The organism is Roseospira goensis (genome assembly GCF_014197795.1).
GTDB classification, from domain to species: domain Bacteria; phylum Pseudomonadota; class Alphaproteobacteria; order Rhodospirillales; family Rhodospirillaceae; genus Rhodospira; species Rhodospira goensis.
The window spans coordinates 26,584-42,043 of the sequence record NZ_JACIGI010000018.1; the positions used below are offsets into that span (position 1 = coordinate 26,584).

At 68.9% G+C, this 15,460-nt stretch carries 9 protein-coding genes; 8 read left to right on the plus strand and 1 reads right to left on the minus strand.

What is annotated here, in order from left to right; all coding sequences use genetic code 11:
• Window positions 1–153: 153 nt before the first annotated feature.
• Window positions 154–891, minus strand: coding sequence for a PhoH family protein (locus GGD88_RS11450; protein ID WP_184435540.1), 738 nt, complete (start codon window positions 889–891; stop codon window positions 154–156).
• A 664-nt stretch (window positions 892–1,555) separates the two neighbouring features.
• Between GGD88_RS11450 and GGD88_RS11455 the strand changes: the two genes are divergently transcribed.
• The 8 genes from GGD88_RS11455 to GGD88_RS11490 all read left to right on the plus strand — a co-directional run bounded on the left by GGD88_RS11455 (window position 1,556) and on the right by GGD88_RS11490 (window position 15,460).
• On the plus strand, window positions 1,556–2,950 hold the full coding sequence (locus GGD88_RS11455) for an alpha-amylase family glycosyl hydrolase (protein WP_184435541.1): 1,395 nt from the start codon (window positions 1,556–1,558) through the stop codon (window positions 2,948–2,950).
• 9 nt (window positions 2,951–2,959) lie between these two features.
• Window positions 2,960–4,993: a maltotransferase domain-containing protein gene (locus GGD88_RS11460; RefSeq protein WP_184435542.1), complete on the plus strand. Its 2,034-nt coding sequence runs from the start codon at window positions 2,960–2,962 to the stop codon at window positions 4,991–4,993.
• 236 nt (window positions 4,994–5,229) lie between these two features.
• Window positions 5,230–8,520 (plus strand): maltose alpha-D-glucosyltransferase, encoded by a 3,291-nt coding sequence (gene treS, locus GGD88_RS11465; protein ID WP_184435543.1) that lies wholly within the window; start codon window positions 5,230–5,232, stop codon window positions 8,518–8,520.
• Between the two features lie 209 nt (window positions 8,521–8,729).
• Entirely contained in the window at window positions 8,730–10,940 is a 2,211-nt protein-coding gene (gene glgX / locus GGD88_RS11470; RefSeq protein WP_184435544.1) for a glycogen debranching protein GlgX, read from the plus strand.
• Window positions 10,941–10,957: 17 nt separating this feature from the next.
• A complete protein-coding gene (gene malQ, locus GGD88_RS11475; RefSeq protein WP_184435545.1) occupies window positions 10,958–13,180 on the plus strand; it encodes a 4-alpha-glucanotransferase in 2,223 nt (740 codons plus the stop codon).
• Between the two features lie 586 nt (window positions 13,181–13,766).
• Entirely contained in the window at window positions 13,767–14,132 is a 366-nt protein-coding gene (locus GGD88_RS11480; RefSeq protein ID WP_184435546.1) for an NADH-quinone oxidoreductase subunit A, read from the plus strand.
• The gene (locus tag GGD88_RS11485) at window positions 14,123–14,680 is read left to right on the plus strand and encodes a NuoB/complex I 20 kDa subunit family protein (RefSeq protein ID WP_184435547.1); all 558 of its coding nucleotides are present in this window, start codon (window positions 14,123–14,125) and stop codon (window positions 14,678–14,680) included. The genes GGD88_RS11480 and GGD88_RS11485 overlap by 10 nt, the downstream gene beginning before the upstream one ends.
• Window positions 14,681–14,815: 135 nt before the next feature.
• Complete coding sequence (locus GGD88_RS11490) at window positions 14,816–15,460, plus strand: NADH-quinone oxidoreductase subunit C (protein ID WP_221237118.1); 645 nt, start codon at window positions 14,816–14,818, stop codon at window positions 15,458–15,460.

Here is a 15,460-nt window from a genome sequence, read left to right on the forward strand (position 1 = left end):
CGGTCGGACGGCCGCACCCACGCGGGCGCGTGGGCGCGAGGCCGAACCCCTCGTCTCGGTCCCGCGCTCCCGTGCGGGAGTGCGGGGCGGGAGTGCGGGGCGGGAGTGCGGCGCGGGAGTGCGGGGCGGAGGACCGAAGCGTCCCGGCCGTCCTTACAGCACCGCCAGCATGCAGGAGACCAGGGGGTGGCGGACCACGTCGCGGTCGGTCAGGTGTACCACCGCGATGTCGTCCAGGGCGTCCAGGCGGCCGGCGATCTCGGCCAGGCCCGAGACCCCGGGCAGTAGGTCGGTCTGGTCCGGATCGCCCGTGATGACCATGCGCGAGTGCCAGCCCAGGCGGGTCAGCAGCATCTTGATCTGCCCGTAGGTGCAGTTCTGGGCCTCGTCGATGACCACGAAGCAGTTGTTGAGCGTGCGGCCGCGCATGTAGGCGATGGGGGCGATCTCGATGGTGCCGTCGGCCAGCAGGGCCTTCAGGCGCTTGGCGCCGGTGCGGTCCGACAGGGCATCGTACAGCGGCCGCAGGTAGGGCAGCAGCTTTTCCTCCATGGTGCCCGGGAGGTAGCCCAGGGCCTCGCCGGCCTCCACGGCCGGGCGCGACAGCACGATGCGGTCGACGCGGCCGTCGTCCAGGAGGCGCACGGCGGTGGCGATGGCGAGGTAGGTCTTGCCGGTGCCGGCGGGTCCGATCGCCAGGGTCAGCGGATGCGCCTCCATGGCCTCGATCAGGCGGCGCTGGTTCTCGTTATGGGGCCTTACGGTGCGCTTGTAGCTCTGGTCGCGGTGTCCGTCGATCGGGTCCCAGCCGACGCCGAGAGGATGAAGGGGCACCGGAGCATTCTCCTGCGGCGGGCGGGCGGCGGCGGATTTGGCGGAACGCTTGGCCATGGCGGTCACGTCCTTTCCATCGGAGCGGTCGCGGGGACGGGAGACAGGCGCGGCGGGGCGGCGGCGCGGGCCGGACCGAGCCGCAACGAAACACGCCCCCGCGGGAGTTCGGGGGCGTGCAGCAGAGGGGGGCGGGATCTGGTGCGGGGCGGAGGTGCGGCGCTGGGCGCCGAACCCGGTGTCCGGGAGCGTCGGGACCCGGGCGGACGGCGGCGGCGGGGCCGATGCGGCGGCCCGGCGCCATGTGCCCTGAGTCTCCGTCCGATGGACCATGGTCGCCGGCTCCCGAGTCAAAACCATGCCAAAACGATACGCTCGCTTGGGGGCGGCTGTCATCCTCGATTTGTATGACCCGATTGTGACGCTACCAGATGTTGGGTGTGCGGTCCTGCGGCCCGATCGCCCGGCCGGGACGGCGGCCCTATTACCCTTTTCGAAAATGTCGAATAGGCGGACCCGATCCGGGCTTCGCGAGACCCGGACCGGCATGCTAGTGTCCGCGACACGCCGCACCGGTTCGCACCGGCGCGCGGCGCCCCCCGAACGCGCCCTGTGGCGCCGCGCCCTGCGGCTCAGCCCCCTGGCCCCTGGGACCGCCATGCCGCCGATCCCGCCGCCCCGCCCGGGGCTCGAGCATCTCCGGTTCCCCGGACAGGGACCCGCCATGCCGCCGGGGCCGCTGGACGCCCTGCGGCCACCGCCCCATCGCAAGGTCGGACTCATGCTGTTGCCGCTCGTCGCCGAACCGGCGCCCCGCATCTACAACCTGTTCCCGACGCTGGCCGGCCCGATGGCGCAGTGGCACGACCACCTGGCGCGCATCCGGGCCATGCGCTTCGACTGGATCTATCTGAATCCGATCCACTATCCCGGCTTCTCGGGCAGCCTGTACGCGGTCAAGGACTACTACGCGCTGCATCCGCTGCTCGACGACGGCAGCGGCCGTCCCGCCGACGACCAGATCCGCGCGCTCCTGGCCGCCGCGCACGACCACGGCCTGAAGGTCATGCTGGACCTGGTGGTCAATCACACGGCCAAGGATTCGCCCTGGGTCGACGCGGTGCCGGACTGGTACGTGCGCGAGGCCGATGGCGGCGTGCAGTCCCCGTTCGCCATCGACCCAGCCAACGCCGACAACAAGACCGTCTGGGGCGACCTGGCCGAGCTGGACTTTTCGCCGCGTCCGGCCCGCGCGCGCATGGTGGCCCAGTTCGCGGCCATCGTGCGGCACTACGTCGGGCTGGGCTTCGACGGTTTCCGCTGCGACGCCGCCTACAAGGTGCCGGCGGAGGTGTGGGCCGAGCTGATCGGCGCCGCCCGCTCGGTTCGGCCGGAGACGGTGTTCGTGGCCGAGACGCTGGGCTGCCGCCTGCCCGAGATCGAGGGTCTGCGCCCGGCCGGCTTCGACTATCTCTTCAACAGCGCCAAGTGGTGGGACTTCCGCGAGGACTGGCTGCTGGAGCAGTACAACGCCTTCCGCTCGCTGGCGCCGTCGATCGCCTTTCCGGAGAGTCACGACACGCCACGCCTGCGCGCCGAGCTGCCGGACACGCTGGCGCCTGACCGGATCGAGGCGGCCTACCGGCGCGCCCTGCTGTTCTCGGCGGTGTTCTCCAGCGGGCTGATGATGCCGATGGGCTTTGAGTACGGCTTCGCCGCCAAACCGGACGTGGTGCAGACCCGGCCCGAGGACTGGGAGACCCCGGCCTTCGATCTGACGGCCTACGTCGGCGCGGTCAACGACATGAAGCAGCGCGTCCGGGTGCTGAACTGGGAGGGTCCGCAGACGTTCGTCGACCTGGGGTCGGACGTGGCGATGCTGATCCGCCGCGCCGAACACGACCCGGACGTCGCGGTCACACTGATCAACCGCGACCCGGAGGCGGTGGGCCACGTTCCGGTCGGGCTGGTGCGTGCGGCGGTGCCCGACTTGGCCGAGCGCGCGCTGGGGGAGGTCACGCCGGGGCGCGCCAAGGGCCGCCTGGAGGGCACGGGCGGTGTGACGCTCGGCCCCGGCGAGCTGCGGGTTTTCGTTCACGATCCCAGGGACGCCAAGTAGGGAAGCATCATGAGCAAGCGGAGCGCGGCCGCCGCCGAGGCGGCGCCGGCCATCGACCTGTCCACCCTGTCCAGCAAGCCCATCGTGATTGAGCAGGTGCGGCCGGAAATCGACCATGGCCGCTTTGCCGTCAAGCGGTGCGAGGGCGACACCCTGCGCGTCGGCGCGGCCATCTTCGCGGAGGGCCATGGGGCGCTGTCCGCGGCTCTGCTGCTGCGCCGCGCCGGCGAGGGCGCGTGGCAGGAGTACCCCATGCGGTCGGTGAACCACGGCCTCGCGCTGTGGGAAGGCAGCGCGCCGCTCACCGACATCGGCCGCTACGAATACACCCTGGAGGCGTGGCGCGATCTGTGGACCTCCTGGGTCGACGAGGTGCGCAAGAAGGTGGACGCGGGCCAGGACGTGGCGCTGGAGCGGCTGGAGGGGCGCGCCCTGATCGCCGCCGCGCAGCAGCGGGCCAGCGGGGACGACGCCACCTACCTCAAGACGGTGCTCAAGGGCCTTGATGCCGACGACTCGGCGGCCGCCCAGGTCCCGCTGATGCTGTCGGCGGACCTGGCGGCCGTGATGGCACGGTGGCCCGACCGGTCGGAGGCGGTGCGCTACGACCTGACGCTGCCGCTGGTGGTGGACCCGGTGCGCGCCCGCTTCGCGGCCTGGTACGAGATGTTCCCGCGCTCCCAGGGCACCGAGCCGGGCCGCTGGGCCACCTTCGACGACTGCATCCGCCGGTTGCCGGACATCCGGGCGCTGGGCTTCGACGTGCTCTACCTGGTGCCGATCCATCCCATCGGCACCAGCCACCGCAAGGGCAAGAACAACAGCCTGGTGGCCGGACCCGATGAGCCCGGCAGCCCGTACGCCATCGGGTCTGCGGAGGGCGGACACACGGCGATTCACCCCGCGTTGGGCACGATCGAGGACTTCGAACGGCTGGTGCGCTCGGCCAACCACCTGGGCATGGAGGTGGCGCTGGACATCGCCATCCAATGCTCGCCGGACCACCCATGGGTCACTGAGCATCCGGAGTGGTTCAAGTTCCGCCCGGACGGCACCATCAAGTATGCCGAAAACCCGCCCAAGAAGTACCAGGACATCGTCAACGTCGAGTTCTTCGGGCCGCATCAGTACGAGCTATGGGAGGAGCTGCGCCAGGTCTTCGATTTCTGGATCCGCCACGGCGTCACCATCTTCCGCGTCGACAACCCGCACACCAAGCCCGTGCCCTTCTGGGAGTGGGTCATCCGCGCCCTGAAGGAGGCCTATCCGCATGTGCAGTTCCTGTCGGAGGCGTTCACGCGGCCGCCGATGATGAAGATGCTGGCCAAGGTGGGGTTCACCCAGTCCTACAGCTACTTCACCTGGCGTAACCGCAAGCAGGAGCTGGTCGAGTATCTGACCGAACTGACGCAGACCGAGTGCGTCGAGTACATGCAGCCGAACTTCTTCACCAACACGCCGGACATCCTGCCCGAGTTCCTGCAGCGCGGCGGCCGCCCCGCCTTCATGATCCGCGCCGTGCTGGCCGCCACCCTGTCCAGCGCCTACGGCATCTACAACGGCTTCGAGTTGTGCGAGAACGACCCGGTTCCGGGCAAGGAAGAGTACAACAACAGCGAGAAGTACGAGTTCAAGGTGTGGGACTGGGACCGGCCGGGCCACATCAAGCCCCTGATCGCGCGCCTGAACCATATCCGCCAGGACAACCCGGCGCTGTGGACGTTCGCCAACCTGCGCTTCCATCCCTGCGAAAACGACGACGTTCTGTTCTATGGGAAGATGACGGACGCGCGGGACAATATGGTTTTCGTCCTGTGCAGCACCAATCCCTTCGATGCGCAGCACGTCTGGATGGAGTTTCCGCTGGCCGACATGGACGTGCCGGCCGACCAGGCGTTCGAGGTCGAGGACCTGCTGACCGGCGACCGGCACCTGTGGACCGGCGCCTGGCACCACTACTACCTGGACCCGGCGGTGAATCCCGCGGCGGTGTTCCGGGTGACGCCGTGGCGCCCGGTTGACTACCGCGCGCCGAGCCTGTAACGCCGCGCACCGGCCCCGTCGGGCGCCCTGGGCCGTCCCCGCGTCCGACAGAACCGCGTCATGACGAGGCGCTCGGCGCCGACGCACTCCAGAGCGGACACCGTGCCTCCTCCTCTCTGGCGTGCGTCGCCCTCATCCGCCGATGGGGGCTCGCACCGACAGCGCCGGCGGCGGGCCTCCGGGACCGCCGCCGATCCTGCATCCGATCCCCCCGCCGGACCTTGAAAGGGCCGCCCATGAGCCGTGATCCGCTCTGGTACAAGGACGCCATCATCTACCAGCTCCACGTCAAGGCCTTCGCCGACACCGACGGCAATGGCATCGGCGACTTCAAGGGCCTGACGGACAAGCTGGACTACCTGACCGAACTGGGCGTGACGGCGGTCTGGTTGCTGCCGTTCTACCCGTCGCCGCTGCGCGACGACGGCTACGACATCGCCGAGTACCAGGCGGTCAACGCGTCCTACGGGTCGATGCAGGACTTCCGGCGCTTCGTGAAGGAGGCGCACAAGCGTGGTCTGCGCGTCATCACCGAGTTGGTCATCAACCATACCTCGGACCAGCATCCGTGGTTTCAGCGGGCGCGCCGCGCCAAGCCGGGCAGCGTGGCGCGGAACTACTACGTCTGGTCCGACACCGACCAGAAGTATCAGGGCACGCGCATCATCTTCACCGACACCGAGACCTCGAACTGGGCCTGGGATCCCGTGGCCCAATCCTATTACTGGCACCGCTTCTTCAGCCATCAGCCGGACCTGAACTTCGACAATCCGCGCGTGTTCGACGCCATCGCCCGGGTCATGAAGTTCTGGCTTGAGACCGGTGTCGACGGGTTGCGCCTGGATGCCATCCCCTACCTGGTGGAGCGCGAAGGCACCAACAACGAGAACCTGCCCGAGACCCATGACGTGGTGAAGCGCCTGCGGGCGTGGCTCGACCAGCATTTCGACGATCGCATGTTCCTGGGCGAGGCCAACCAGTGGCCGGAGGACGTGCGCCCCTACTTCGGTGACGGCGACGAATGCCACATGGCGTTTCACTTTCCGGTCATGCCGCGCATCTACATGGCGGTGGCCCAGGAGGACCGCCACCCCATCACCGACATCATGCGCCAGACCCCGGAGATCCCGGAAAACTGTCAGTGGGCCATCTTCCTGCGCAATCATGACGAGCTGACGCTGGAGATGGTCACGGACCGGGAGCGGGACTACCTGTACAGCACCTATGCCGCCGACAAGCGGGCGCGCATCAATGTCGGCATCCGCCGCCGCCTCGCGCCGCTGCTGAACAACGACCGGCGCAAGATCGAACTGCTCAACAGCCTGTTGATGAGCCTGCCCGGGACTCCCATCGTCTACTACGGGGACGAGATCGGCATGGGCGACAACATCTTCCTGGGCGACCGCGACGCCGTGCGCACACCCATGCAGTGGTCGCCGGACCGTAACGGCGGCTTCTCGCGTGCCGATCCCGCCAACCTGTACCTGCCGCCGATCATGGATCCGGTCTATGGCTTCGGCGCGGTCAACGTGGAGGCGCAGGCGCGCAGCCCGCATTCGCTGCTCAACTGGATGCGCCGCCTCATCAACACGCGCAAGCGTCACCGGGCGTTCGGGCGTGGCACCCTGGAGTTCCTGTATCCCGGCAACCGCAAGATCCTGGCCTACCTGCGCCGCTATGAGGATGAGGTCATCCTGTGCGTCGCCAACCTGTCGCGGGCCTCGCAGCCGGTCGAACTGGACCTGTCGGACTTCGAGGGCCGGGTGCCGGTGGAACTGCTGGGGCGCAGCGCCTTTCCGCCGATTGGTGAGCTGCCATACTTCATCACGCTGTCGGCCTACGGATTCTACTGGTTCCGGCTGACCGAGGAAGCGGAGGCCCCCATGTGGCACGAACCCTACGTGCATCCGCTGCCGGACATGATGACGCTGGTGGTCCCGCAGGGGTGGGGCAGCCTGTTCACCGGCAAGACCGGCGCCACCCTGATCGACGAGATCCTGCCCTCGTTCCTGCGCAACCAGCGCTGGTTCGCTGGCAAGGAGCAAGGCATCGCCGCGGTCTCGGTGCGTGACCAGGCCACGCTGGGCGAGGGGGATGCCTCGTTCCTGATGACCCTGCTCGACGCAGACCTGGCGGATGGGGAGCAGCAGCGCTATTTGCTGCCGCTGGCGGTGACCTGGGAGGCCAAGGAGGATCCGGCGGCCGAATTGCTGTCGTATGCGCTGGCGCGGGCGCGCCGGGTACACCGGGTCGGCGTGCTGCACGACGCGTTGGCCGATGCCCCCTTCACGGCGGCGGTGATCGAGGCCATGCGCGCCGATCGACGCGTGCCCACGGCCGGCGGTGGCACGGTGGCGTTCCGTCCCACCCACCTGCTGGCCGAGGAGCCGCCGGTGGGCGTCGACGATATCGGCCGGCTGGGCCGCGAACAGTCCAACACGTCGATGTTCATCGGCGACCGCATGGTGCTGAAGGTCTACCGCCGGCTGAACGAGGGCGTTCATCCGGAGTTGGAGGTCGGCCGCTTCCTGACCGACGTGGCGGGCTACGCCAACACGCCACCGCTGCTGGGGTCGATCGAGATGACCTGGGCCGACGGCACGCCGACCGCGTTGGCGGTGCTCCAGGGGTTCGTCCGCAACCAGGGCGATGGCTGGACCTACACCAAGGACTACCTGTCGCGCTATCTGGAGGACGCCGACCTGCGCGGCCACGCCGGGGGATCCGAGGACGACACCGAGGAGGCCGACCACTCGCTGTATCTGGCGCTGGCCCACACCATGGGGCGTCGGGTCGCGGAACTGCATCGGGCGCTGGCCATCGACACCGACGACCCGGCCTTCCGCTCCGAACCGGTGGCGCTCGACGACCGCCGCCTGTGGCTCGGTCAGGTCAAGGAAGAGGCGGCCAAGGCGCGCCGCTCGCTGGAGCGGGCGCTGGAGGTGCTGGACGCCGAGACCCGGGCGGTGGCCGACGACCTGCTGGAGAACTGGGGCCAGGTCGACGGCCTGATCGAATCGGCGTTGCCGGAGGGCGTGGACCTGATGAAGACCCGCTTCCACGGCGACCTGCATTTGGGTCAGGTCGTGGTGGCGAAGGACGACATCTACATTCTCGACTTCGAGGGCGAGCCGGCACGGGCGGTCAATCAGCGCCGACTGAAACACATGCCGTTGAAGGACGTGGCCGGGATGGTGCGGTCGTTCAACTACGCCGCCTGGGCGGCCCTGTTCGAGCGCCGCGACGTTCAGAGCGACGCGCTGGAAACCCTGGGTCCCGTGGCCGACGCGTGGGAGACGCAGGTTGTCGAAACGTTCCTGAGCGGGTATCACGACTCGATCGGAGATTGCCGGTCGGTGCCGGCCGACCCGGATCAGTTCGAAGCCTTGCTGGCCTTGTTCACCCTGGAGAAGGCCTTCTACGAAATCGGGTACGAGACGGCCAACCGGCCGGCCTGGGCACGGATCCCGATCCGTGGCGTGCACCGGCTGGTGCTCGGCGACGGGCTGCGGAACGCCGGAGAATAGAGGCGCGGGGGGCGTCGGGCGGCCGGGCCTGGGGCTGTCCGACGTGACCTTAGCGCCGATCGCTCGAAATCGGAACCACCGGGGTGGGGCCGATTTCGAGCGTGAATCGGCGCGATCTGTTGGTTTCAGAGCGGAACGCCCGAATTCGAAATCACCATGCGATTCCGTATTCGGGCGTTCCGCTCTAAGGGGGAGGGCGCGGGCCGAGCATGACCACGTCGGATGTGCGCGTATGGCCCGGGCATCCCCACCCGCTGGGTGCCACCTGGGATGGTCGCGGGGTCAACTTCGCGCTGTTCTCGGCCCATGCCGAAAGGGTGGAGCTGTGCCTATTCGATGCCCGCGGGCGTGAGACCCGGGTTGAACTGCCCGAGTACACCGACGAGGTTTGGCACGGCTACCTTCCCGAGGTCGGTCCGGGACAGGTCTACGGCTATCGGGTGCACGGACCGCATGCGCCCGACCGCGGCCACTGGTTCAACCCGCACAAGCTGTTGCTGGACCCCTATGCGCGCGCGCTGACCGGTCGGCTGGACTGGAGCGGCCCCCACTTCTGCTTCCAGCTCGGCCACCCGCGCGCCGACCTGTCCTTCTGCACCCGCGACAACGCCGCCACCATGCTGAAGGCGGTGGTGGTGGACCCGGCCGCCGGTGGTCCGGACACCGGCACGCCGCCGCGCCATCCCTGGCACACCAGCGTGCTCTACGAGATGCATGTGCGCGGCTTCACCATGCGCCATCCGGACGTGCACGAAAGCTATCGCGGCACCTTCGCCGGCCTGTCGACCCGGGCGGTGGCCGACCACCTCAGGGCGCTGGGGATCACGGCGGTGGAGCTGCTGCCGGTGCACGCCTTCGTCCATGACCGTCATTTGGTGGTCAAGGGACTCAGCAACTATTGGGGGTACAACCCCATTTCGTTTTTTGCCCCGCACCCCGGCTATCTGGCGAGTGGTAGCCTCGACGAGGTGCGGACCTTCGTGCGCGGCATGCATGACGCCGGCATCGAGGTGATCCTGGACGTGGTCTACAACCACACCGGCGAGGGCAGCCAGATGGGGCCGATGCTGTCGTTCCGCGGCATCGACAATGCGAGTTACTACCGGCTCGTGCCCGGCAATCGGCGCTACTACATGGACTCGAGTGGGTGCGGCAACACGCTGAACTTCCGCCATCACCGCGTCATCCAGTTGGTGATGGATTCGCTGCGCTACTGGGTGCAGGAGATGGGGGTGGACGGCTTCCGCTTCGACCTCGCCGCCGCGATGGGCCGTGACGTCGGCCATTTCGACCGCGATGCCAGTTTTCTGGCGGCCGCCCGCCAGGACCCCGTTCTCTCGCGCGTCAAGATGATCGCCGAGCCCTGGGACGTGGGCGAGGGCGGCTATCAGCTCGGCCAGTTCCCGCCCGGATGGGCGGAGTGGAACGACCGCTATCGGGATACGGTGCGCGGCTTCTGGCGCGGCGACGGCGGTCAGGTGCCGGACCTCGCCACCCGCCTGACCGGGTCGTCGGACATCTTCGGGCGGCGCGGGCGCAAACCGTGGGCCAGCATCAACTTCGTCACCGCGCACGACGGCTTCACCCTGGCGGATCTGGTCTCCTATGACCGCAAGCACAACGACGCCAACGGTGAGGACAACCGAGACGGCACCGACGACAACCGGAGCTGGAATCACGGCGTCGAGGGTCCGACCACGGACCATGACATCACGACGCTGCGCCGGCGCCAGAGGGTGAATCTGCTGGCGACCCTGCTGCTGTCCCAGGGGGTGCCCATGCTGTTGGCCGGGGACGAGTTCGGCCACAGCCAGGGCGGCAACAACAATCCCTACTGCCAGGACAACCGGACCACGTGGCTGGACTGGGATCGGATCACGCCGGAGGAGCGCCGACTCACGCGGCTGGTGAGCTGGTTGATCCGGTTGCGGCGCACTCACAGCGTGTTTCACCGCGATCGGTTCTTGCGCGGAAAGGTTGTTCCCGGGACCGAAATCATCGACTCAAAATGGGTCAACGCCGACGGCCGCGAACGCCAGGTGAGCGACTGGGAAAATGGCGACACCCGCTTCGTCGGTTTGCTGTTGCGCGGTGCTGCCGGATGCTACTACGTCACGGCCACGGGCGAGCCGCGCCCGGACGACAGCTTTCTCATTTGCATGAACGCCGGCGACGAGCCTCTCACCTGCCAGCTCCCCGCTCTCGATGACGGGGGGGCGTGGCTGCCGCTGCTGGACACGGCCGATGGTCCCGTGCTGGCGGGTGCGCCGGCATCGGAGGACGGCGATGCCTACCCGATGGCGGGCCGGTCGCTGGTGCTGTTCCGCCGGCTGCCGGTCGGCGCGGACGGGCCCGAGGCGGTGGTTGGTCCGGCGGCCCGCGGCCGGCGACAATCCGGTGTGGCCGGCGACTCATCCTGATCGGCAGGGAGGCCGCGATGAACAGACAGGACGAGCTGGAGGCGCTGGCGCGTCTGGCCGGCGTGTCCCCGGAATACTGGGACGCCTTCGGGACCCATGCGGTGGTGCCCGAGGGGACCAAGCGCGCCTTCCTGGCCGGCATGGGCATGGCCGCCGGCGACGCCGAAGAGGCCGGGCGCACCCTGGCGGACCTGGAGGCGCGGACCGACGCCCGCTTGGCGCCGCCGTGCCTCGTGTTGCGCTGCGAGGCGCCGGGGCTGGAGCGGCTGCCGCTGGCCCTGTCGGTGCCGGAGTCGGCGCGCTCGGGCCGGCTGTCCTGGGCGCTGGCGGTGGAGGGGCAGACAGGCGACGCCCTGGCCGGGACACTGGACCTGTCCGGGGCGGTGTCGGAGGGACCGGTCGCGACCGTGGGGACGCGGTCGGTCCAGCGCCTGCACGTCGAGCTGCCGGCGGCGCTGCCCTGGGGCTATCACCGCTTGACGCTCTCGCTCGACGGGGGCGACGGGGGCGACGCGGCCGATCCCACGCCGGTCATGGTGATCGTGGCGCCCGCGCGGTGCTACCTGCCGCCGCGGCTGGCCGAGGGCGACCGGCTGTGGGGGCCGTCGGTGCAGGTCTATGCCCTGCGCGGCCGGGACGACTGGGGCATGGGCGACTTCGCCGACCTGCGCCGGCTGCTGACGGCGAGTGCCGGCGTCGGGGCCGGTGTGGTGGGCATCAACCCGCTGCATGCGCTGTTCCCGACCCGGCCGCGCCACGCCAGCCCGTATTCGCCGAGCAGCCGGTTGTTCCTCAATCCGCTCTACATCCACCTTCCGGACGTCCCCGAGGCGACCGAGGATGCCGCCCTGGCCGCGCGCCTCGCGGACCCGGACCTGCGCACCCGCCTGGAGGCGCTGGCCGCGGCGCCCCTGATCGACCACGCCGGGGTGCACGCGGTGAAATGGCCGCTGCTGGAGGCCCTGTACGAGAGTTTTGCGGCCCGTCACCAGGGGCAGGGCACGGACCGCGACACGGCGTTTCAGGCGTTCCGGGCGGCCCGCGGTCGGCCGCTGCGTCTGTTCGCGATTCATGAGGCGCTGGCCGAGACCTTTGCGCACATGGGGCACTCGTCGCGGGACTGGCCGGCCGACTACCGCGATCCGTCGGGGCCGGCGGTGGCCCGCTTCGCCGAGGACCATGCGGACCGCGTTGCCTTCCACGAATACCTTCAGTTCGAGGCTGACCGGCAGCTCGGGACCTGCGCGGCGGCCGCGTGCGACGGCGGCATGCCCGTCGGTCTCTACCATGACCTGGCCCTGGGCGCCGACGCCACCGGGGCCGACATCTGGATGAACCAGGACATGGTGGTGCAGGGCGTCGCCGTCGGCGCCCCGCCGGACCCGCTCAACCTGAAGGGGCAGAACTGGGGCTTTCCGCCGCTGAACCCGGTGCGCCTGCGCGAGCGTGCCTACGATACCTTTGTGGAGGTGGTGCGGGCCGGGATGCGGCATGCCGGCGCATTGCGCATCGACCATGTCCTTGGTCTCATGCGGATGTTCTGGATCCCGCATGATACGGCGGCGCGGGACGGCGGCTACGTGCAGTATCCCTTCGACGAGATGCTGGCGGTTCTGGCGCTGGAGAGCCACCGCAACCAGTGCATCGTGATCGGCGAGGATCTGGGCACGGTCCCGGACGGGTTTCGGGCGCGCATGTGGCAGGAGAACATCCTGTCCTACCGGCTGTTCTACTTCGAGCGCCACCCGGATCAGTCGCTCAAGGCCCCGGCGGACTACCCGGACAAGGCAGCGGTGGCGGTCGGCACCCACGACCTGCCGACCCTGCGCGGCTTCTGGACCGGGCATGACCTGCGGGTCAAGAACGACATCGACCTGTATCCGAGTGCCGAGGTCTACGCCCGTGAACAGGCCGACCGCGCCAGCGATCGGAGCCGCATCCTGCGGACGCTGGAGGCGGCCGGCTGCCCGGTGCACGACGATGGGTCCGGGGCGGCGCTGTCGGAGGATCTGATCGCGGCGGTCTACCGGTTCATCGCCCGCACGCCCAGCATGATCCTCTTGCTCCAGCTCGAGGATGCGCTTGACGAACTGGACCAGGCCAACGTTCCCGGCACCGTGGACGAACACCCGAACTGGCGCCGGCGCCTGGGGATCACGGTCGAGGACCTGGCGGCGTATCCCCGCTTCGCCCGCCTGGCCGCGCTGCTGCGCGCGGAGCGTCCGCCGGTCGACGCCTGAGCCGGACCGGGGTCGGTCCCTGGCCGGTCCCGCCGGTGTCGGGCGACCCCACGGTACAGCCGATGGCGACACACCGGACTCGCGGCGCGATTTCGGATGGTCGCCATAGAGCCGATCCGCCCTCGGGGATGCGGCTGTGCCCGGCTCCGCCCGGCCGCGCGCGGCGCTCGGGGTCTCGGCGGTTGCGGTCTCGGTCGCTTCGGTCGCTGGACAGCGTCGCAAGACCGGTCGTTGCGTTTCATCAATGCACGGACCGCCCACCTTGGCGATCAAGTATAGGCGGCCCGGGGCCGAGACGCACCGCATGGGCGGCGCGGACGACCCCGGACCGTCCCCCGGATTGCCCCTCTCGATCACCCTCTTGATCGCCCTGGGGGGGCTCCCACATGCAGCCGTGAACCGGGAGGGCAGGGCCCTTGGTGCAGGGACGGCCGGCCGGTGCCGCGACCGTTCGGTGGAGGACCCGCCCACTGCGGTGAGGCATGACGGCTTGACTTGCCGGGGGCCGTTGACTAAACGCGGACAGGCGGGATCGGGCTTGCGGCCCCTCGCCCACCTTTTCTTCCGGCGGACGGAGCGACACGGTATGGACGAGATGCTCCAAGAGTACCTGCCGATCCTGGTCTTTCTCGGGATTGCCATCGTGGTCGCCCTGGGGGCCGTCGTCGGGTCGTTGATCATCGTGCCGCAGCGGCCCGATCCGGAAAAGGATTCGGCGTATGAATGCGGGTTCGAGGCGTTTGACGACGCCCGGTCCAAGTTCCAGGTGCGGTTCTACCTGGTCGCCATCCTGTTCATCATCTTCGATCTTGAAATTGCGTTCCTGTTCCCATGGGCCGTGAGCCTGGGCAACATCGGCCTGTTCGGGTTCTGGTCGATGATGGTGTTCCTGGCCGTCCTGACCATCGGGTTCGTTTACGAGTGGAAGAAAGGGGCACTGGAATGGGAGTGAGCGAAGGCACCCGGACGCCGTCGGGCGCGCAGCCGCTGCCGCCCGGTCCTGAGCAGGACGCCCTGTTGAAGGCGGTGGGCCAGGAGATCGACGACAAGGGCTTCGTGGTCTCCAGCGTCGACAAGCTGGTGAACTGGGCGCGCACCGGGTCGTTGTGGCCGATGACCTTCGGCCTGGCCTGCTGCGCCCTGGAGATGATACACGCCTACAACGCGCGCTACGACCTGGACCGCTTCGGCGTGGTGCCGCGCCCCAGTCCGCGCCAGTCGGACGTCATGATCGTGGCCGGGACGCTGTGCAACAAGATGGCGCCGGCGCTGCGCAAGGTCTATGACCAGATGGCGGAGCCGCGCTGGGTCATCTCGATGGGATCCTGCGCCAATGGCGGCGGATACTATCACTATTCGTATTCGGTGGTGCGGGGCTGCGACCGCATCGTGCCCGTGGACATCTATGTGCCCGGGTGTCCGCCCACGGCGGAGGCGCTGGTGTACGGCGTCCTTCAGCTTCAGAAGAAGATCAACCGCACCGGCTCCCTGTTTCGGTAAACGGGAGGGGCGGAGAGTGGGGCGTCCGCCGCCGAGGGCGGGGGCGCGCCGGGTCGTGCTGTCGCCGCAGGGCGGGGCCGGCACGCGAAGGGCCACGTGGGTGGCCACACGAATGGCGTTGACGGGGTGACCACCATGCTTCTGTCCTCAGAGCAGATCGAAGCCCTTCAGGACCTGGGCCAGCATATCGCGGCGGCGCTGCCCGACGAGGTGCGCGAGACCCATTTGGCCCAGGGAGAGCTGGTGGTCAGCATCAACCGGCACGACGTGGTGCGGGTGCTGACCTTCCTGCGCGACGATCCAAACTGCCTGTTCGTGCAGCTCATCGACGTCTGCGGCGTGGACTACCCGGACCGAGACGAGCGCTTCGAGGTCGTCTACAACCTGCTCAGCCTGAAGCACAATCAGCGTGTGCGGGTGAAGCTGCCGGCCGCCGAGGACACGCCGGTGCCGTCCGTGGTCGACGTGTTCAAGGCCGCCAACTGGTTCGAGCGCGAGGTCTGGGACATGTACGGGGTGTTCTTCTCCGGTCATCCGGACCTGCGCCGGCTGCTGACCGACTACGGCTTCGAGGGCCACCCGTTGCGCAAGGACTTCCCGCTCACCGGGCTGGTGGAGATGCGCTACGACGACGAACAGGCGCGTGTGGTCTACGAGCCGGTGCGGCTGACCCAGGACTTCCGCAATTTCGACTTCCTGAGCCCGTGGGAGGGCGCGCTGGATCCGAGCGTGGAGGCGGCCGCGCGGGCGCTGCCCGGCGACGAGAAGGCGACGGGCTGA